Genomic DNA, 18,435 nt, shown 5'->3' with positions numbered 1-18,435 from the left:
GTGTGGTGATATGAATATCGTCAGGACAATTTTTAACCCGCAAAGCGTCGTCGTCGTCGGTGCGTCCAATGATCCGGCAAAGCTGACCGGGAGACCCGTAGCTTACCTGCAACGGCATGGCTTTGCAGGCGACATTTACCCGATCAACCCACGTTACGACACCATTGCCGGCCTCAAGTCGTATGCCGATCCGCGCGAGCTTCCCGCTGCTCCGGACCTCGGATTGGTTCTCGTTGGCGCAGACCGCGTTATCGATTCCGTTCGCCAGTTGGCGCAGGCGGGCACGAAAGCCGCCGTCGTCCTGGCGTCGGGATTTGGCGAGAGCGGCGAAGATGGCCGGGCGCGTCAACAGCAGCTTCTGGAAGCCGCGGGTAACATGCGCATCCTCGGGCCCAACACCATCGGCCTGGTCAACCTGACCGACAAGATCCTGCTTACGGCCTCCGGCGCGATGGAGATGGACGATTTTCCGACGGGCTCGATCGCGCTGCTGTCTCAAAGCGGCGGGATCATGGGATCGCTTCTTTCGCGTGCTGCGGGCCGAGGCATCGGTTTTTCCAAACTCGTGGCGACGGGCAACGAGTGCGACCTTGAAGTATCGGATTTTCTCGATGCCTTTGCCGAGGACGACGCCACGTCCGTCGTCGCGCTGTACCTTGAAACGATCCGTAACGCCGCCAAATTCAGGGCAGCTGCAAAACGTGTCATCGACGCGGGAAAAAGCATTGTTGTCTACAAGGTCGGCAAATCCGAATCCGGCGCAAATTCTGCCGTCTCCCATACCGGCGCCTTGGCCGGCGCCGATGAGGTTTACGATGCCCTGTTCAGCCAGCTTGGCATCATCAGGGCCCAAACCTTCGCAGACCTTCTCGACATTCCAGCGATCCTGGCGTCGGGTCGCAAACTGGCGGGCAAGCGGGTTGCCATCGTGACGTCAACTGGCGGCGCGGCGACGATCGTTGCCGATAATGTCGGCTATCTCGGCCTTGATATGCCGAGCCCCGACAAAGACACTGCCGAAAAACTTCTGGCCTTGGAGCTGAAGGAGGCGGTTCTGGATCGCAACCCGATCGACGTCACGCTTGCGGGCCTGCGACCGGATCTCTTCCGGTCGATCCTCAAGATACTGGCGGAAAGCTCGAGCTTCGATGCCATTGTCGTTGTGATCGGTTCGTCTTCGATCGGTCAACCGGATGTCGTGGCGCGACCTCTGCTGGAGTCCATGGCAATGACAGATAAGCCACTTATCGCTTACGTCAGCCCCGAGGCCCCGGGCATCGTTCGTCATCTCAACACCAGCGGAGTGCCAGCATTCGCAGCGCCTGAAAGTTGTGCGTCTGCGCTTACCGCCTTGTTGAAGGTGGGCAAATCCGACGGCGTGGAAGCTCGCAAACATCAGGAGATCGACTGCTCGGACATCGTGGCCGGTTCTATGAACGAGGCCGACGCCAAGTCGCTTTACGCACGTTTCGGCGTTCCCGTCACCAAGGAAGTCGCCGTTGCGACGGCTGAAGAAGCGGCGGAAGCTGCCAAGGGTTTCGGCGGTCCCGTAGTCATCAAGATATTGTCGGACGAGATCCTGCATAAATCAGAGGTCGGCGGCGTTGTGGTCGGCGTTGCGCCAGATCAGGTTTCGAAGGTCTGCAACGATATGCTGGCGCGGGTGCGTTTAGCCACGGACGCGCACATCGATGGCTTTTTGGTCCAGGAATATATCACCGGCGGCGTCGAGCTTATCCTTGGCTTCAACCGCGATCCTCAGCTTGGGCCCTATATCCTGCTCGGTGCAGGCGGCGTCACGACGGAGCTTTATCAGGACGTGTCTCTGCGACTGTTGCCGATCGACAGGAAGCAGGCGGTATCGATGATCGACAGCCTCAAATGCGCGCCGCTTCTCAAAGGTTTCCGTGGCAAGCCGCTGGCTGATACCGATGGTCTGGTCTCGACCATCCTGTCGTTCGCCGATATGGCGCATTCTCTGGATGGCCGCCTTGTCGAGGCCGAAATCAACCCCGTTTTCGTGCTTCCTGAAGGTCAGGGCGTCAGGGCCGGAGACGCTCTTGTGGTCATCGGCGAATAGCTGGTGCGCAAATCCCGACATTGGAAAAGCGCCGGCGCAAACGTCGGCGCTTTTTGCGTTGTGCGCGCTTGTTCGGCTACGATGATCGCAGGCGGGCCGAATCTTCTTCCATCTGTTTTCGAACCCAGTTCAAAAACTGCATGAGTGGCTGAGACGGACGCTTGTCTTTCGGCCACGTGAGGTAATAGCCATCGCCCGTTCGGCATGTTTGCTCGAAAGGGGCGACGAGAACGCCGCTGCGAAGATGCCGCTCGACGAAAACACGTACGGCAATGGCCACACCGACGTCTACCGAGGCAGCCTCATATGCCAGAGCGGAATTTTCGAACTTCACGCCCTGATGCGAAACGATATCGCAGTTCACGCTCTCGGCCCAGGCGCTCCAATCGTGCGGGCGCGCCATCGAATATAGAAGCCGGACATTGGAAAGGTCGCTGGGCTGCTTAAGCGGGAACTCTTCCAGGAAGGATGGCGAGCAAACCGGTATCAGCTCTACATCGACAAGACGTTCGGCATGCAATTCGGGCCACTCTCCATTGCCAGAGCGAATGGCTGCATCGAGGTTCTGGGTATCGAAATTTGCTGCGGTGGCGGAGGACGACAACCGCACCTCGACACGTGGATGGGCCGTATGAAAGGCCACCAGCCTCGGGATCAGCCACCTCTGCGCAAAGGTGGTATAGGCCTGCACTGCCAGTATATCCCGTCTACCCCGTCTTGAGACGCGCCTTGCGGCATTTCCGATCTGCTGGAACGCTTCGGTAATCCCATGGTAGAGTTCCTGTCCTTCTCGCGTCAGCACCAGACCCCTGTGCAAGCGGTTGAAAAGGGCGACACCCAGATAATCCTCAAGCGCCTTGACCTGTCGGCTGACCGCGACCTGCGAAACGTTCAATTCGTCCGCAGCCAGGGTGAAGCTGTTGAGCCTTGCTGCGATTTCGAAGGTACGCAATGGATTGAGAGGGGGCATAGGATTAGACATGGCGGCGCATATACCTGACTTCGATATCACTGTTCAAAGGGCTAATCTTGCCAATTCCTCGTACGATACCACACGGGTTTCCAACGGATAAGCGATGTCGCGAAGCGATAACAACATCTCTGTCAAATGTCGCGCGAAAAGACCGCCAGCCCTTCATCCCAATTCAAGCCGTAGGCTTCAGCAGCCCGACGTCGTGAAGTCTGATTTTCTGCCGATCTGGAAGCGGTACGAATATTCTTGGATCGGCGCTCCTGACTTGGCAACCTTCCCACGTGACCGCCAAGAATGCGCTGAACGACGGGGAAAACTCGCCGGGCAGAGGTAGCCCGGGATCATGTCCCCGATACATGCCGAATAACGCATGCGGGTGGTTCTCGCTTGTCGAAGGCAGCGGATTGCCCAAGTTTCTCTGCTCGTGTGGATGACTTCTTGTCAGTTGTTGCCCCAGATCAGGTGTCTTACGGATGGCTCGGCTATGGCGATTATCACTTTTGTCGGCCGCTGGGAGGCGCCGACACCGGAAGCTGGAGGAGCATCAATGATTGACGTGTATATCTGCGATTACATCCGCACGCCCATTGGCCGTTACGGCGGCGCACTCTCCTCGATCCGCGCGGATGATCTGGGCGCCGTTCCTTTGATGGCCCTGAAGGAGCGAAACCCGAATGTGGATTGGGACGCGGTCGATGATGTGATCTTCGGCTGCGCGAACCAGGCCGGTGAGGACAACAGGAACGTCGCGCGCATGTCGCTTCTTCTGGCGGGATTGCCCGTTTCCGTCACAGGCACGACGATCAATCGTCTCTGCGGCTCCGGTATGGATGCCGTGATCACCGCGACGCGCGCCATCAGGGCGGGCGAAGCGGATTTGATGATCGCAGGCGGTGTGGAAAGCATGAGCCGCGCGCCATTCGTCGTGCCGAAGGCTGAGACCGCCTTTTCCCGCAATGCCGAAATCTACGATACCACCATTGGCTGGCGCTTCGTGAACCCGCAGATGAAGTCTCTTTATGGCGTGGATTCCATGCCGGAGACGGGAGACAATGTCGCGCTCGACTACAAGGTCTCGCGGCAGGATCAGGATGCCTTTGCGTTGCGAAGCCAAGACAAGGCTGCCCGCGCACAAGCCAATGGAAGACTTGCGAAAGAGATCACGCCTGTCAGCATCCCGCAGAAAAAGGGCGATGCTATATTGGTGGAGAAAGACGAGCATCCACGCGCAACGAGCCTCGACGTTTTGGCCAAGCTGAAACCGGTCAATCGCATGGAAGGCGCATCGGTGACCGCGGGTAACGCATCCGGTGTCAACGATGGCGCGGCGGCGCTGATCATCGCGTCCGAAGCCGCTGCCGCAAAATATGGCCTAAAACCCTTGGCCCGCATCGTCGGCGGCGCAACGGCGGGAGTTCCCCCGAGGGTCATGGGCATCGGTCCTGCACCGGCCTCGCAAAAACTGCTGGACCGTCTCGGTTGGAAGCAGGAGAAGTTCGACATCATCGAACTCAACGAGGCCTTCGCCTCTCAGGGCCTTGCCACCCTGCGTCAACTGGGCCTGGCAGATGACGATCCGCGCGCCAACATCAATGGCGGCGCGATTGCTCTTGGCCATCCGCTTGGCATGTCGGGCGCCCGTATCGCCGGAACGGCAGCACTGGAGCTATCGCTTTCCGGCAAGGAGAGAGCCCTGGCGACGATGTGTATCGGCGTTGGCCAGGGTATTGCGATCGCGCTGGAAAAAGCCTGACGTTAGAAGAAGGCGGGTTCTCGAGCTTTTATGACGGGCGATAAGCGGATTTCACATCGTGCCCTTGCCTGGTCCCTTATCCTATGCCGACGGTCGCTTTGTAGGCTGCATCGCTCCGCAACAGCATGCCGTAGAGGTCGCGCGGCTCGTCAGGGTCTGCGAGCAGGTCGAGATCGATGAAGAGGCCGGTCTCTTCAAGCTTGCTTCGGACATAGCGAAGCGCGGAAAAGTCTTCGATGGCGAAGCCCACGCTGTCGAAGAGGGTGATTGCTCTTTCGGATTCCCGACCGTCCCGTCTTCCGGCAATGACTTCCCAAAGCTCCTTGACCGGATAATCGGCGTCCAATTGCTGGATTTCGCCTTCGATGCGCGTTTGCGGAGGGTATTCGACGAAGATATCGGAGCGCAGCAGAATGTCTTTGTGAAGTTCCGTCTTGCCGGGGCAATCGCCGCCGACGGCATTGATATGCACCCCCGGTCCAACCATGTTGTCCGAAAGGATGGTCGCATATTGTTTGTCTGCCGTGACGGTGGTGATGATGTCGGCGCCTTCCACCGCCTCCTGGGCTGACGAGCACGTTTTGATGTTGAAACCTTTGTCGGCGAGATTTCTCGCGCAGCGTTCTGAAGCCAACGGATCTATGTCGTAGAGCCTGAGATCGGTGACCCCGACGATCGCTTTGAAGGCAAGTGCCTGAAATTCGCTTTGAGCACCGTTGCCGATGATTGCCATCGTCCTGGAATTTGCACGGGCAAGATTCTTGGCAGCGACCGCCGACATTGCTGCCGTACGCAAGGCGGTCAGGATCGTCATTTCCGACAGCAGCAGGGGATACCCGTTGTCGACATTCGATAGGACGCCAAAGGCCGTGACGGTCTGGCGACCATCCTTCGTGTTCTTCGGATGTCCGTTGACATACTTGAACCCGTATAGCGTGCCATCGCTCGTCGGCATCAGCTCGATGACGCCTTCCTCGGAATGCGAAGCGATCCGCGGTGTCTTGTCGAACTGCTCCCAGCGGCGGAAATCTTCCTCGATCGCAGCAGCAAGCTCGGTCAAGAAAGTTTCGACGCCGATCTTCAGCACGAGCTTCATCATGTGATCGACGCTGACGAACGGGACAGTGTTCAGATTGGTGTGAGCAGTCATCGCGGCTTGTTCCTTTTGTGGTTTCGGTCGTGGGGAGCGTGCGCCAAAGCTTCGTTTCCGCAGCGAATCATCGATCGCTATTGTTGGAAGCAAGGAACATGTTCGCGATATCGGCAACGAGGCCGGGCAGTACGCCGAACGCATAGGGCTCGTGGACACGTTCGAATTTCTGATGGAATTCACGCCCCCAGGGGCCAAGATTGACCGTCGGAAAGCGCAGCGCATTCTCCGGGGCCTGATCGACCAAGCGCAAAATCGGCGTATTGTTCGAAACCACCGCGCTTGCGCTGCTCGCCATCCCAAGGAAGCTCATATCTGAGATGCCCTGGAAATGCGGTTTCCAGACCAGACTGCGCTGCGGATCGTTGCCAAGACGCGAGCGCGCCTTCTCGATGGCGTGATGCAGATTACGATCTTCCTGTTCATCAAGGCGCAGATGGCTCGATGGATAGTGCAGCCCGGAAAAGCCGATGATCACCGCGGGCCCGGAAACGCGTGCAATGCCGATCAGCCACTCCGTCAGCAGGCGGCTGAGAACGAGGGGGTTGTCGATATGGTGGTATTCCTGCTCCTTCGTCCTGTAAAGCGTTTCAAAACCATCGCCTATGGCATCGGCCGCCAGTTTTCGGAGCTCATGGAAAGTGAGAAGGCGAGGCTTTGCTGGCGTTGCGCCAGCACTCCGCCCAACCAAACGGCCGTATTCTGAAGACTGAGCAGTGAACTGGTCGACAGCGTTGGTGGCGCCGTTTAAAACCTCTTCGCGAAAGCGGTCAAAGAGTTCATCCGCGCTCATGGAATGATAGAGCCAGTTGAAGGCGATCCAGAATCGCTCGGGCGTCGTCACCTCGTAGCCATCGCGAAGGTCCTTGGCTTCAAGGCAGATCGGCGGGGGAGATATGTCGTTTTCATCTCTGTCCGCCAAAGCCGCATTGCCTTCCAGCCGCGCGAGAATTCCCGCTGCCATGGCCTGGGCGCTGACACCTTCAAACGGATAGCTGGCGTGAGAGCTCAAGCCGATCACCAGCGCGAAGGGCAGGAGCTTGCCGATCGTCCCTGCATAAACTGCGCGCCCTTCGCGGCCATCTCCCTGATCGGAGGTCACGTCGAGGTTAATGCCGGCGACGACACCGATATCAAGGTCTTTCGCCAGTTGCGGAAGTGCATTGCGGAAAGACCGCATGCCCCGGCTTTCCCGCTCCTCATCAGGCGTGGCGACCAGCATCAGGTTGCCCTCGCGGGCAGGGTCGGATGTGAACTGTTCGAGGACGGCGATCGCGACCGCAATACCGCTTTTCATGTCAAGCAGTCCGCGGCCGGGAAGGAACTCGCCGCTCACCAGATCCTGCAGTGCGCGCTCTTCCTGTTCCGAGCGGTGCTCTCGTCCTGAGAGCATCTCGATTAGGGCGTCCTTGAGGGCAGGCGCCTCGCAGGCCAGCGGTTTGAGTTCATGATAGTTGTCGGTGGCGACCGTATCGTAATGTCCGGCAAGCGCCAGCGTACGCCTGCCTTTTCCACGCACGAGTGCGACGACATTGTAAGTGAGCGGCTCTCCGTGGCTTTCGACGAGCCTGAGATCTTCCGGATGTTTCTGAAAATATGGAAATTCGCTCAAAAGCCCATGAAGCCGACCAGCGAAGGATGCCTCTCCGGGAGTTCCCGTTTCGCTGGGCCAGGAGGTGATGCGCAGGGCGAACTCGCGGACGCGGTTGCTGTCGATCTTGCTGCCGCCATCGGCCTCAATCTTTTCGTGCACCTTGGTCATTATAGCTTTCCGTTCTTAGTTCGAGAGATGCTTGCGCAGAAATGCGCGGGTGCGCTCTTCGGTCGGGTTCGAAAGAACACGGGAGGGTTCGCCCTGCTCGACGACGACACCGCCATCCATGAACATGACGTGGTCGGAGACCTCCGCCGCAAAACGCATCTCATGCGTGACGATGAGCATTGTCATGTGCTCTGCCGCAAGCTGCTTCATGACGAGGTTGACCTCATCGACGAGTTCCGGGTCGAGCGCCGAGGTTGCCTCGTCGAAGAGCATGACCTTCGGCTGCATGGCGAGCGCGCGTGCGATCGCCACACGCTGCTTCTGCCCGCCTGACAGCCGGGCTGGATAGGCTTGACCTTTATCTGCAAGGCCGACCTTGGCCAGCAGCGCGTTTGCCCGGTCCAGTGCTTGCGACTTGGACAGACCCTTAAGACGCATGGGACCGATCATGATGTTTTGCAGTACCGTCAGATGCGGGAAAAGATTGAACTGCTGAAACACCATGCCCATTTCCTGCCGAATCTGATTGATGTGCTTTTCGAAAGCGCGACCTTTCAGTGGACGGTTGACCTGCTGGCCATCGAGCCAGATTTCGCCGCCCGATGTCTCCTCAAGCATGTTGATCGACCGCAGAAGCGTGCTCTTGCCGGAGCCGCTTGGACCGATGATGGAGACGATCTTTCCTCGCTCGACGCTGAGGTCTATGCCTTTCAGAACTTCATGGTCGCCGTAGGCCTTGCGAATATTCCGCAACTCTATCATTGGGGTTTGAGACGTCATCGGATCGCTTCCGCTTTACGTGCGGCCAAGCCGAGACAAAATTCCATCGCCAGATTGACGACATAATAGAGCAGGGCCGCGGTGAAATAGAATTCGAAGGGACGGTAGGTCTCGCTGATGGCGCGCTGCGCATTCAACACAAGCTCGGTTATGCCGAGCACAGACAGGACCGCTGTGTCCTTCAGGAGAATGATGCTGTTGTTGCCGACCTGGGGAAGAGCAGTCAGGACCGCCTGTGGGACGATGAAGTGGCGCAGGGTGGCAGTTCTGCCAAAGCCCAGGGACCTTGCCGCTTCCGCCTGTCCAGCATCGACACTTTCGATCGAGGCGCGAAAGATGTCCGCATTATATGCCGCGTAGTGCAAGCTAAGTCCGACAACACCGGTCCAGAAGGCGGGCAACATCACGCCCACCTGCGACAGCCCGTAATAGAGCAGATAGAGTTGCAGCAGGAGCGGCGTTCCCATGAAGAGGAACGTCACGGCACGAATGGGCAGACTGACGATTTTTGGCCCATACAGTGTTGCGATCGCAATCAGGATGCCAAGGATCACGCTCAAGGCGCCCGCAAGGAACGTAATGAGTATCGTCCAGAGGAGGCCGGTAAGAAGAAGGTCGGTGTAGGACGAAACGACGCTGAAATCGAGTGTCATGGGCGTGCCTCCTGACCGGGCCTGAAGGCGTTCTCAATGCTCCGGACGATCAGCGAGATAGCCGCAACGATGGCGATGTAAGCGGCGCCCGCTTCCGCGAACACCTCGAAGGGTTTGTAGGTGGAGGTGACAAATCGCTGAGCCGCATAAGTCAGCTCGACCACTCCAATAGTCGAGACGAGGGCCGTGCTCTTCGAGAGGATCACGGTGTTGACGCCTAGCGATCGAATCATCAGCGGCGCTGCCTGCGGCATTACGAAGAGCCGCAACGTGTCGAGGCGACCGAAGCCAAGGGAGCGCGCTGCTTCGGTCTGTCCCTTGTCGACGGCAAGGATCGCACCCTTGATTCCTTCTGACATATAGGCTCCGATATTCAAGCCCATCGTGAGCAGGCCTGCGACAAACGGGGTCAATTCAAGTCCGAACTGCGGACCGCCAAAATAAACGATGAAGAGCTGCACCAGGAGCGGGGTACCGCGCATGATGCTGACATAGAATGTGGCCAGCAAACGGACGGGCAAAATCTTGGAAAAGCGGCCAGCGGCGAGAACAGTGGCAACGACGAGACCGAGAGCCAGGGAGCAGACGGTCAGCTCGACCGTCACCAGCGCGGCTTCGGCAATAAAGGGTGCTATGCGCGCAATAAGTTGAAAATCCATGCCGGGCACTCCGGATCGTATTGAGAAGACGTAAGGCATCCGACTGGCGCAGGATGCCCAGAAGGCCAAATCTCTACGGGCAAGCTAAGGCGCTCGCTCAAGCGGACTTGCATTATCGAGGAGGAAAGGAATGCCGGAGGGATTTGGCCCTCCGGTCTGCCGGATCAGCGGATATCCTGGCCGATCCACTTCTTCGAGATGGCCTCGTAGGTGCCGTCTTTCATCATATCGTCGAGCGCCTTCTGCATGGCAGCGGCAAGGTCGGGATTGCCCTTTCGGATGGCGATGCCGATATCGTAGCGCGGCATATGGTCATCCTTGACCTGTTCGATCGGGGCGTTGCTCTTGGCGATCGCAACGAAGACGGGAACATCGTCGGCGACGATCGCATCGACGCGGCCTGCATTCACATCCAGAAGCATTTCGGGCAGGCCCTTATAGGTGCGGATATCGAACATGTTCTGTTCGCGCGCCCACTTTTCCGCTGCTTCGCCAAGCGTCACGCCGATCGTCTTACCCTTGAGCGCATCGACCGTCTTAATCTCAGAGCCCGTTTTCACAAAGATCGCGAGACCGGAGCGATAATAGGGGCCGACGAAATCGACCGCCTTCTTCCGCTCATCGGTGATGCTCATGGAGCCGATAATGGTGTCGTAGCGACTGGTAACGAGGCCCGCGATAATGCCGTCCCAGGCGGTCGTGATGATCTGCGGCTCTACCTTGAGGCGCTTCGCGATCTCTGTGCCGATATCGACGTCGAAGCCGACGACCTTATTGCTCTCATCGACAAAGCTGAAGGGAGGAAACGAGCCCGAAAGCGCAACTGATAGTTTTCCGGCTTTTTCTATCTTCTGCAGATCGTCAGCGTGGGCAGCTGCCAGGGGCAGACAAACAGCTGCAGCAACAGCAAGCGCTGCAAGGACTTTGCTAAACTTCATATATTTTATCTCCCAGTTGACGCGAGATCGCTGATCGTCGCGGGGCTTGTGACGCAAATTTCAAGCTTCGATCGCAGAATGCGAGAGGGGCCGATTGACTGTTCCCGTATGACTTCCGACTGCTTCAGCAACGATGGGAGGAGTCGTAAGTGGTTTATGAAGAACAAAAAAGAACGTAAACTGATTGATATCCTCATTTTTTGACGAAATAGTAATAGATATGACGAAATTGGAGGATCTGCTGTGGATGATCTGGACAGGCGGCTGATTGCCGAATTACGCATCAATGGCCGGGCCTCGGTTCCGCAACTTGCACAGCTTCTTGGGGTCGCCAGAGCGACGGCTCAGAAGCGGCTGGACCGGTTGATCGAGGGTGGGCACATCAGAGGATTTACGGTTCGTCTAAAGGACGACATCAGCAAGGATTTGATCAGAGCATTTATCCTGATCACCATCAACGGGCCACCGCGGCCGGCTGTGTCAGCAGTAAAACGGCTCCCCGGCGTCGCTGCCGTTTCCAACACCAACGGCGTGTGGGACGTGATCGCCGAGATCGAGGTTTCCACGATGTCCGAATTGAACGAGTTAATTTCAACGGTTCGTGCGACGGAAGGCGTCTCGAAGAGCGAAACGTTTATCATGCTGGGGCCGGCTTGACGATGGCATCTATTTAGTCTGTAGGGGAGATGATATCTGCCCAAGCGGATGAAACCGCTTCAACATTCTTTTTTGAAATGTAAAGGAGGAGGTGCAGGCTTATATCGCAGTTTTGGCCGCTGGGCGGGCCCCTATTGAGGTGTTTCGGTTCAATCCGCATCAAGAGCTAGACTAATGAGGCGGTATCGCGTGAGTTGCCGTAGCCGCATTTGACTCGGCACTCCTTGTTGACAGCGTCGCGCTGTTAAGAGGTTACAGAGCTGTCGCTGCCACAATTAAAGCGTACCCGCATCAACGCCAGCGGTCTGAAGTCTGAATCTTTCAGGAAGACATCATGCCCTGAAGGTAGCTTCTTGAAGCTGATCTCGATCCATTCTCCCGGCTCCGCATTGCCGAGATAAACCACATTCCGCGAGGTGATCATTGCAGGGTGCATCTCCCCTGCTTGAAACAATCCCCGATCTGCCAATGCGCTGTAGCTCGGGAAATAGAGAAGTCCTGCGGCATTGAAGTCTGTCGTCGGGCACGGCAGGACCATCTGGGTTTGTGACATCGCGGAGAGTTTAAGATGGTTGTTGCGAATGTCTCGCGCGGCGGCCGAGGCCGTCTCGGCAACGCGACGAACCGCGAGGGGAGCCTCAGGCGGCATCGCCAAAGCTCGCGGGCTCCTTCGGACGACGGATCGGTTGACGCCGGGTTCAGAGCGTCCCACAAAGGTCGAGACCAAAATCATGCGACCTACTGTATCGCCGCCTGCGGTGATGCGGAGAAGTGACGCCAGACGCCCGTGGCCGACGCGGTAGAGATCGGCGGCGAGTGTCATCTCCCCACCCAGGCGGGGGAGATGGGGTCTTACGAGCTGCAAGCTGGTCGCACGAAAAGCCGCATAGAGTGGCTCGCCCTCTGAGCAAGTGAAAACTGCATCCCGCTGTCCCATGGCGCGCGCGATGAGCCGCCAGTGCAAATCACCGGCACGTCGCTTGAGCCATTGCTCCGAAATGCCGCTGTAGCCCATTTCCGCCATGCCTAGAACGTGGCGTTCGATAAGCTCCGTTCCTTCATGCCTGGCGAGCTGAAAGGTGCTCATGCGGCCAGCCTGTCCTTTTGGAGTGCCACTATTTGTTCGGCGAGATACTGGCTGTCCTCGTCGATGCCAAGAAATCGGCCCGAGCCCCAAGTGTTCAACCAGCCAAGACCTATGAAATAAAGACCCGGTGCATCCGTTACGCCGCGACGGAACACAGGCTTGCCTCGCTGATCCAGGCAGTCGACCTTCAACCACGAATAATCCGGACGGAAACCGATTGCCCAAATGATCGACGTTATGCCTGCCTCCGCGAGATCAACTTCGGTGATTTCTTGAGCGGGACGCCAGACCTTTTCGAAAGGGGGTTCCTCCGGAGCATCGATTGCCTGCGCGGCGATCCAGGCATCGATCTGCTTACGTATACCCAGGTAGCTCCGGTCAGCATCATCGAGGTTCTTCTCAAGGTCGGGCAGGAACGTCATCGTTGTGCCGGAGCCGCCCGCGACAGATCCGTATAGCCGCACGCCCTCCAGGGCGTATTTGCGCAGATCGATCTCCTTGCCGCCGTCGCGCCCGGACATGTAATGGTTCGTCTGGGTGAGCGCTTTTACAGGATCGGGATGGCTATCGATCGTGACGGCATAGGTTCCTGCATCGTAAAGCCAATCTGTCGCGTCGCGCCCACGATATTTGCGCGGGCTGCGCGGGGCCGGCCCTACGGCAAGATGCACCGGACGACCTTCCAGATGGAAGTCGTCCATGATCTGCACGCCAGATTGCCCTGTGCCTACAATCAAGGTTCCGCCATCTGGCAGTTGCGACGGACGCCGGTAATCGCGCGAGTGCATCTGTAGGATAGAGGCGTCCAGATCTGCCGCGTAGGACGGCACGATTGGATTGTCATACCCGCCTGTCGCAACCACAACCTGATCTGCAGTCAAGGTGCCAGAGCTGGTCTCGATCCAGTATCCGCCGCCTTCGCGAGGGGAGACATGCGTGACGTCCACCCCTTCACGGACCGGCGGGTTGAAGCTTTCTGCAAAGCCATCCAGATAGTCTACGATCTCTTGCCTGAGCATGAAACCATCGGGATCCGCGCCTTTATAGTGCCAGCCAGGCAGGCGGCATTGCCAATTCGGTGTGACCAGACAGAAACTGTCCCAGCGATTGTTGCGCCAGCTTTCGAACTTCCGGTGGCGCTCGAGAACGATGTGTTCGATTCCTTCCTTCATCAGATACCAACTGACCGAAAGGCCAGCCTGGCCGCCCCCGATGATGAGAACTGGTACGTGCGGTACAGTGGCGTCGGTCATAATGAACCCTTTCATGACATCGAGAGGCATGTAACTTCGGCGTCAGCCGGCTGAGAGGCGGCTGTCGTTTCAATCTTTGCCAGTTGGTCGAGTGCGGAGGAGCAGGCGAAGCCGAATTTCGCCGTGACGCGGTCCGATGCTTCGTTCAGACCGGTGCGGGCACGTTCGACAAATTCGGTCAGCGGATAGGTGCATCCGGCTTCGAGATGGCGCGTTATGGCGGTCGAGGGCGAGTAGCAGCTCTCCTCCATGCCATCAGGCCATCGAATGGTAAAGCGTACTTCAGGCATGGGCGATCTCCTTTGCGAGCGCGATATAGGGGGCTGCCGCGTAGTCCCAGAAAGTTGCCCGGGCGCCACCGCTCGTTAGATCGATCCGGGAGCTGTCCGTTGCATGACCGATGGCAGCTGCGCTGATGCCCCGAGCAGCAAACACGTCGCAGACCTCTTCTGCCCGTTCCGGGCGGACCGAAAGGAGAAAGCCGAAGCTCGGGAAGCTGCGCAGCCAGCGTTCGAGTTGAACGCCTTGCGGAAGCGGGATGTCGGCCAGCGCGATATCGAAGCCGCAGCGTGACGATTCCGCTAGCATCAGCGCTGTGCCGACAATACCGCCCTGACTGATGTCCTTTCCGGCATCCACCAGACCGGCCTCGGCAAGCTCCGGAAGGATCTCGTAGTCGCGGCGCAGCCGTTCATGGGGCGCATCAAGGGCGGCGCACCAGTTGTCGAAACTTGGCCGATACTGCCCGCGATGATCGATGGCTGCGATAAGCAGATCTCCAGGGGCGGCTGCAAAGCTGGAAATCAGCTTCTTTGCACGTCCCATCACCGAAACTGCAAGATTGAGATCTTTGCTGCGGAGGTTCGTGTGTCCGCCGACGATCGGCACACCATAGGCCATCGCTGCGTCGCGGAGGCCAGTAAGAAGGGGGTCGGCAGACGCCGCGTCCGGTGCCCACACGGCATCGAGCAGCGCGGTCGCACGCCCTCCCATGGCTGCGATGTCCGAGAGATTGACCATCACGCCGCACCACCCGGCGAACCACGGATCGTCTTGCACGAATTGCGGAATGAAACCTTCCCCCGCCAGCAGATCCCAGGTCCCATCCGGAGCCGCAATTGCGGCGGCGTCGTCGCCCGGCATTCCCGCCGTCCCGGCTGATATCGAGAGCGCTCGTGTCGTGCCTGCTATGCCAAGTTTGCTGCGGATCGAGGGGTGGGCTGCGAGTGCTGCCGCCAGGGCATGTACGTCCATCATGGCCTCCGTGCTCTGGCGGACCAGCCGATGGTCGGGTCGCATATGGGGGGATAGTGATCGAGTGAAGCCAGCATGTGCATGTGGCGCACGCCATGCAGTTCGATCTCTCCTTGCGGCTCCCAATGCAGCCGGCGAAAAAGAGGTACGTTCTGAAGCTGGACATGGGCGTGAAACTCACTGCACCCGAGGCCATTCGCGGTACTCACCGCCAACCGGATCAGTTCCGGTCCCAGCCGACCAACTCTGCGATATGCCGGAGCGACCGCAAGGCGCGAGCCCCACCAGATACCGGGCGTGGGCTCGTGGATCCTGACAGTCCCCACAACTTCTGCAGGTTCGGCCGCCAACGTAGCGATTGCCGCAAGGGGGAGGGCGCTAGCGTCGATTTCGTCATGGTCACTGCCGACGAAGATGCGCTGTTCGTCTACAAACACCTGGTGTCGGAGACGAGATACCCCTTGAAGTTCCCAGGTTTCAGTTGCTGCCCGGATGATGAATTCAGGGCTGATGAAGGTGGAGTGATCCATGAGGCTCATGCCGGGATCCTCAGCTTTTCATAGGTCGAAAGGGCCGAGCAAGCGCCGCATTTGCCGCAACCGGCCTTGATGTCCGAGGCCTTCAACCCGCCGTCGATGACGATCTGGGACAATGGCGCAAGGATGGATGCCATGAAATCGGATTTCGGTGCGGGGTGACTTTCGAGCGGCGTTCCGGAGATCGGTACGAACGGTACGACGAATGGGTAGACGCCCATTGCGACCAGTCGAGTCGACATATCGAGGATGGCTTGACGCGTATCGCCCAGCCCCGCGAGAATATACGTCGAGACCTGTCCTCGCCCGAAGACTTTCACTGCAGCCTCGAAGCTCGAAAAGTACTTTTCAAGCGGAACGCTGGCCTTGCCCGGCATGATCAGCTCCCGGACTTCGGGTGTCACCGCTTCAAGATGCATTCCAAGCGCGTCCGCGCCCGCATCCTTCATCCGTTCATGCCAGATATCGTCTTCCGGCGGCTCGCATTGCACCTGGATAGGCAGGTCGACGACGGCCTTAACCGCGCGCGCGCTCTCTGCCAAAACGGCAGCACCACGGTCCTTGCCCGCAGGCGTGCCGGTGGTCATCACCATGTGCTTCACGCCGTCGAGTTCGACGGCCGCCTTTGCGACCTCCGCCAGTTGCGCGGGGGTTTTGTGCGCGACAGTCCGGCCGGCTGCAAGGCTTTGGCCGATCGAACAGAACTGACAGGTCTTCTTGCGGCTTTCATAGCGGATGCAGGTCTGCAGAATGGTCGTGGCGAGCACATCGCGCGAATGGAGAACAGCGATCTTGTTGTACGGAATGCCGTCTGCAGTCGTCAGATCATAGAATCGCGGACGATTGGGAAATCGAATTCGGGCGACCTCGGATCCTTCCCTGGTGATGCGCGCACGGCCGTCGGCATCGGGCGCCTCCACCAGATAGGGACTGTCGAATGCAGGTGCGGTATGTACCGGGACCATGACGGTTGTGTCGCCGAAATTGACGGCCTTATGGTCCGAGGGGCCTGCGCCGCCGCGCCTGCTCTCGTGGCCGGCCCGCGGATCGACGAGACGCATTCCTCGCGTCTGGAGGTCGTTGATGAGTTCCGGATCTATCGATGGCAGCTCACGCATCTTGAACCTCCTCAAATAGCTTGTCTTGCTCCGCATCGGAAAAATCGCCTGAAAGGCCGACCTGCTCGCGTGCGCGTGCGGGCGTCGTGTCATGGACAAGATGCAGCAGTTCGGGCCGAGCATAGTGTCCGACCGAATCCATCATCCGCTTGCGCTTGGTAATGAGCCGCATGTCCAGATCGCCGATCAAGATGCCTTCGCCCGAGGTCAGGGGCGGTACGACGTGGCGGCCTTCCGGGGTTATGATGCAGGTCATGCACCCATCGCGCAGCCCCTTCTGCAAGGCGGGGTCTGGATGAATAGATGCGATCTGCCCCTCGTTCAGCCAGCCGGTGGCATTGACTACAAAACAGCCCGATTCCAACGCGTGGTGGCGCATGGTGACTTCGATCTGTTCGCCGAAGATTGGACCCACCAGAGAGCCGGGAAAGTGCGAGGCGTGAATTTCCTCATGCTGGGCCATCAGCGTATAGCGCGCCAGAGGATTGTAATGCTCCCAGCATGCCAAGGCCCCCATGCGACCGACGGCAGTGTCGACAACCTTCAGACCGGCGCCATCGCCCTGGCCCCAGATCATCCGCTCGTGATAGGTCGGCGTGATCTTGCGGCGCTTGAGTTTCAGGCTGCCATCCGCGTCGAAGATCAGCTGGGTGTTGTAGAGCGAGCCGTGGTCCCGTTCGTTCACGCCAAGAACGATGACGGCATTGCGCTTGCGCGCGGCGTCAGCGACAGCCCGCGTTTCCGCAGATGGTACCGTGACCGCCTCCTCATAAAGCCGCAGGTGCTCTGGGCCTTGCTGAACGGGTGGCAAAACGAAGCTGAAATAGGGATACCAGGGCACGAACGTCTCGGGAAATACGATCAGCTCCGCGCCTTTGTCAGCGGCTTCGGCGATCGCATTCAAGACCCGCTCGACAGTGCCGGCGCGCGACGTAAGGTCGGGTGCTATCTGGACGGCGGCGGCACGTACTGTTTTGGGCATGACTGGCTCCTTTGAGTAACCTGGAACAGTGCACCCCGTTCGCTGTCGAGCGGGGTGCCAAGGTCAAATCAGACGGTCCATGTATCGATGATCAGGGCGTTGGCTTTCTTGTGCAGAAGCACGCAGTCCAGCACGTCCTGAGGTAGGATCGGGATGATGCCGGGGATCAGAGCCGGTTCGCCGTGCCCATAAAGAGCCTGAAGCGCGAAGCGACAGGCGTAGACCTTGCCGCCTTCTTTCATGAAGCGCTCAAGGTTCTTGTTGAAATTCAGGTGACCGGGGAAGGCTTCATCGCCGAGTTTGGGAAAACCTCGCTGGATCCCCAATGTCACGCCCGGACCGTAGAGAAGGATGGAAGTCTCGTAGCCTTTCCGCTGCAGGCGAATGGCATTGAGGATGTTCACGAGCCCGATGGAGCCTTCGAACGCCACCGTATGGAAGGTTACGAGTGCCTTATCACCGGGATCGGCCTTAACATCCTCGAAAACCTTGGACTCGTAGTCGACAAAGAAGTCACCATCCTTATGCGGCGGCTGCGTTACTTCAGGCATGTCTGCATCTCCTTACGCGGGGTTGATACAGAAACGATACGAGCGAAATTGTATGAATCAATAAGCAGTTCATTGTGCATACAATATTTCTTTGATGAACCGTAATTCTGCATACGGAACATACGCTCTGCTCAATTAACAGCTCGAAAATCGGCGTTTATGCCCAATTTATGATCTCAGGCTCGTCGCGAAATCAACACTTGAATCCGCCTCGTGCTATCCATACAATGTGAAACAATCAATATTTGA

At 58.3% G+C, this 18,435-nt stretch carries 18 protein-coding genes; 3 read left to right on the top strand and 15 right to left on the bottom strand.

The features are described 5' to 3' along the window. Positions 1 to 10 precede the first annotated feature (10 nt). Positions 11 to 2,080 carry an acetate--CoA ligase family protein gene (locus FS804_RS22880; protein ID WP_144579100.1) on the top strand — a complete coding sequence of 690 codons (2,070 nt, stop codon included), beginning with the start codon at positions 11 to 13 and terminating at the stop codon, positions 2,078 to 2,080. Between the two features lie 76 nt (positions 2,081 to 2,156). On the opposite strand, the gene gcvA is transcribed toward FS804_RS22880, so the two are convergent. Beyond that, positions 2,157 to 3,062: a transcriptional regulator GcvA gene (gene gcvA / locus FS804_RS22875; protein ID WP_144579099.1), complete on the bottom strand. Its 906-nt coding sequence runs from the start codon at positions 3,060 to 3,062 to the stop codon at positions 2,157 to 2,159. 538 nt (positions 3,063 to 3,600) lie between these two features. Here gcvA and pcaF point away from each other — a divergent pair. Further along, positions 3,601 to 4,806 carry a 3-oxoadipyl-CoA thiolase gene (gene pcaF / locus FS804_RS22870; protein WP_144579098.1) on the top strand — a complete coding sequence of 402 codons (1,206 nt, stop codon included), beginning with the start codon at positions 3,601 to 3,603 and terminating at the stop codon, positions 4,804 to 4,806. Positions 4,807 to 4,882: 76 nt separating this feature from the next. On the opposite strand, the gene FS804_RS22865 is transcribed toward pcaF, so the two are convergent. The 6 genes from FS804_RS22865 to FS804_RS22840 all read right to left on the bottom strand — a co-directional run bounded on the left by FS804_RS22865 (position 4,883) and on the right by FS804_RS22840 (position 10,748). Next, a complete protein-coding gene (locus FS804_RS22865) occupies positions 4,883 to 5,956 on the bottom strand; it encodes an ornithine cyclodeaminase (protein ID WP_144579097.1) in 1,074 nt (357 codons plus the stop codon). A 67-nt stretch (positions 5,957 to 6,023) separates the two neighbouring features. After that, the gene (locus FS804_RS22860; RefSeq protein WP_144579096.1) at positions 6,024 to 7,718 is read right to left on the bottom strand and encodes a M20/M25/M40 family metallo-hydrolase; all 1,695 of its coding nucleotides are present in this window, start codon (positions 7,716 to 7,718) and stop codon (positions 6,024 to 6,026) included. Positions 7,719 to 7,733: 15 nt separating this feature from the next. Further along, entirely contained in the window at positions 7,734 to 8,498 is a 765-nt protein-coding gene (locus FS804_RS22855; protein WP_144579095.1) for an amino acid ABC transporter ATP-binding protein, read from the bottom strand. Next, positions 8,495 to 9,151 carry an amino acid ABC transporter permease gene (locus tag FS804_RS22850; RefSeq protein ID WP_144579094.1) on the bottom strand — a complete coding sequence of 219 codons (657 nt, stop codon included), beginning with the start codon at positions 9,149 to 9,151 and terminating at the stop codon, positions 8,495 to 8,497. Before FS804_RS22850 ends, FS804_RS22855 begins: the two co-directional genes overlap by 4 nt. Further along, positions 9,148 to 9,810 carry an amino acid ABC transporter permease gene (locus FS804_RS22845; RefSeq protein ID WP_144579093.1) on the bottom strand — a complete coding sequence of 221 codons (663 nt, stop codon included), beginning with the start codon at positions 9,808 to 9,810 and terminating at the stop codon, positions 9,148 to 9,150. Before FS804_RS22845 ends, FS804_RS22850 begins: the two co-directional genes overlap by 4 nt. Positions 9,811 to 9,974: 164 nt before the next feature. Further along, positions 9,975 to 10,748, bottom strand: coding sequence for a transporter substrate-binding domain-containing protein (locus tag FS804_RS22840; RefSeq protein WP_144579092.1), 774 nt, complete (start codon positions 10,746 to 10,748; stop codon positions 9,975 to 9,977). 243 nt (positions 10,749 to 10,991) lie between these two features. On the opposite strand from FS804_RS22840, the gene FS804_RS22835 reads away from it, so the two are divergent. Further along, positions 10,992 to 11,405, top strand: coding sequence for an Lrp/AsnC family transcriptional regulator (locus tag FS804_RS22835; RefSeq protein ID WP_060726746.1), 414 nt, complete (start codon positions 10,992 to 10,994; stop codon positions 11,403 to 11,405). A 244-nt stretch (positions 11,406 to 11,649) separates the two neighbouring features. On the opposite strand, the gene FS804_RS22830 is transcribed toward FS804_RS22835, so the two are convergent. From FS804_RS22830 to FS804_RS22795, 8 genes are all read right to left on the bottom strand, one after another. Beyond that, on the bottom strand, positions 11,650 to 12,492 hold the full coding sequence (locus tag FS804_RS22830; RefSeq protein WP_233282535.1) for a Pnap_2097 family protein: 843 nt from the start codon (positions 12,490 to 12,492) through the stop codon (positions 11,650 to 11,652). Then, entirely contained in the window at positions 12,489 to 13,745 is a 1,257-nt protein-coding gene (locus FS804_RS22825) for an MSMEG_0569 family flavin-dependent oxidoreductase (protein ID WP_144579090.1), read from the bottom strand. Before FS804_RS22825 ends, FS804_RS22830 begins: the two co-directional genes overlap by 4 nt. 11 nt (positions 13,746 to 13,756) lie before the next feature. After that, the gene (locus tag FS804_RS22820) at positions 13,757 to 14,035 is read right to left on the bottom strand and encodes an MSMEG_0570 family nitrogen starvation response protein (protein ID WP_144579089.1); all 279 of its coding nucleotides are present in this window, start codon (positions 14,033 to 14,035) and stop codon (positions 13,757 to 13,759) included. Beyond that, positions 14,028 to 14,999, bottom strand: a complete 972-nt coding sequence (locus FS804_RS22815) for a sll0787 family AIR synthase-like protein (RefSeq protein ID WP_144579088.1) — start codon at positions 14,997 to 14,999, stop codon at positions 14,028 to 14,030. Before FS804_RS22815 ends, FS804_RS22820 begins: the two co-directional genes overlap by 8 nt. After that, the gene (locus tag FS804_RS22810; protein WP_144579087.1) at positions 14,999 to 15,538 is read right to left on the bottom strand and encodes an MSMEG_0567/Sll0786 family nitrogen starvation N-acetyltransferase; all 540 of its coding nucleotides are present in this window, start codon (positions 15,536 to 15,538) and stop codon (positions 14,999 to 15,001) included. Before FS804_RS22810 ends, FS804_RS22815 begins: the two co-directional genes overlap by 1 nt. Beyond that, entirely contained in the window at positions 15,535 to 16,653 is a 1,119-nt protein-coding gene (locus tag FS804_RS22805; protein WP_144579086.1) for an MSMEG_0568 family radical SAM protein, read from the bottom strand. The genes FS804_RS22810 and FS804_RS22805 overlap by 4 nt, the downstream gene beginning before the upstream one ends. Beyond that, positions 16,646 to 17,635 carry a Nit6803 family nitrilase gene (locus tag FS804_RS22800; protein WP_144579085.1) on the bottom strand — a complete coding sequence of 330 codons (990 nt, stop codon included), beginning with the start codon at positions 17,633 to 17,635 and terminating at the stop codon, positions 16,646 to 16,648. The genes FS804_RS22805 and FS804_RS22800 overlap by 8 nt, the downstream gene beginning before the upstream one ends. A 68-nt stretch (positions 17,636 to 17,703) precedes the next feature. Further along, complete coding sequence (locus FS804_RS22795; RefSeq protein ID WP_144579084.1) at positions 17,704 to 18,186, bottom strand: MSMEG_0572/Sll0783 family nitrogen starvation response protein; 483 nt, start codon at positions 18,184 to 18,186, stop codon at positions 17,704 to 17,706. Between the last annotated feature and the right edge of the window lie 249 nt (positions 18,187 to 18,435).

Origin of the sequence: Agrobacterium sp. DE0009 (assembly GCF_007680755.1) — a bacterium.
GTDB lineage: Bacteria > Pseudomonadota > Alphaproteobacteria > Rhizobiales > Rhizobiaceae > Agrobacterium > Agrobacterium tumefaciens_B.
The sequence above is the reverse complement of the archived record's forward strand: the minus strand, read 5'-3'. Positions and strand labels throughout refer to the sequence as shown.

Coding starts and splice junctions, on each gene's coding strand:
- FS804_RS22845 (WP_144579093.1), bottom strand. CDS start 9,810: ATGGATTTTCAACTTATTGCGCGCATAGCACCCTTTATTGCCGAAGCC.
- FS804_RS22865 (WP_144579097.1), bottom strand. CDS start 5,956: ATGACTGCTCACACCAATCTGAACACTGTCCCGTTCGTCAGCGTCGAT.
- FS804_RS22795 (WP_144579084.1), bottom strand. CDS start 18,186: ATGCCTGAAGTAACGCAGCCGCCGCATAAGGATGGTGACTTCTTTGTC.
- FS804_RS22855 (WP_144579095.1), bottom strand. CDS start 8,498: ATGACGTCTCAAACCCCAATGATAGAGTTGCGGAATATTCGCAAGGCC.
- FS804_RS22860 (WP_144579096.1), bottom strand. CDS start 7,718: ATGACCAAGGTGCACGAAAAGATTGAGGCCGATGGCGGCAGCAAGATC.
- FS804_RS22840 (WP_144579092.1), bottom strand. CDS start 10,748: ATGAAGTTTAGCAAAGTCCTTGCAGCGCTTGCTGTTGCTGCAGCTGTT.
- gcvA (WP_144579099.1), bottom strand. CDS start 3,062: ATGTCTAATCCTATGCCCCCTCTCAATCCATTGCGTACCTTCGAAATC.
- FS804_RS22805 (WP_144579086.1), bottom strand. CDS start 16,653: ATGCGTGAGCTGCCATCGATAGATCCGGAACTCATCAACGACCTCCAG.
- FS804_RS22820 (WP_144579089.1), bottom strand. CDS start 14,035: ATGCCTGAAGTACGCTTTACCATTCGATGGCCTGATGGCATGGAGGAG.
- pcaF (WP_144579098.1), top strand. CDS start 3,601: ATGATTGACGTGTATATCTGCGATTACATCCGCACGCCCATTGGCCGT.
- FS804_RS22880 (WP_144579100.1), top strand. CDS start 11: ATGAATATCGTCAGGACAATTTTTAACCCGCAAAGCGTCGTCGTCGTC.
- FS804_RS22830 (WP_233282535.1), bottom strand. CDS start 12,492: ATGAGCACCTTTCAGCTCGCCAGGCATGAAGGAACGGAGCTTATCGAA.
- FS804_RS22825 (WP_144579090.1), bottom strand. CDS start 13,745: ATGACCGACGCCACTGTACCGCACGTACCAGTTCTCATCATCGGGGGC.
- FS804_RS22815 (WP_144579088.1), bottom strand. CDS start 14,999: ATGGACGTACATGCCCTGGCGGCAGCACTCGCAGCCCACCCCTCGATC.
- FS804_RS22850 (WP_144579094.1), bottom strand. CDS start 9,151: ATGACACTCGATTTCAGCGTCGTTTCGTCCTACACCGACCTTCTTCTT.
- FS804_RS22800 (WP_144579085.1), bottom strand. CDS start 17,635: ATGCCCAAAACAGTACGTGCCGCCGCCGTCCAGATAGCACCCGACCTT.
- FS804_RS22810 (WP_144579087.1), bottom strand. CDS start 15,538: ATGAGCCTCATGGATCACTCCACCTTCATCAGCCCTGAATTCATCATC.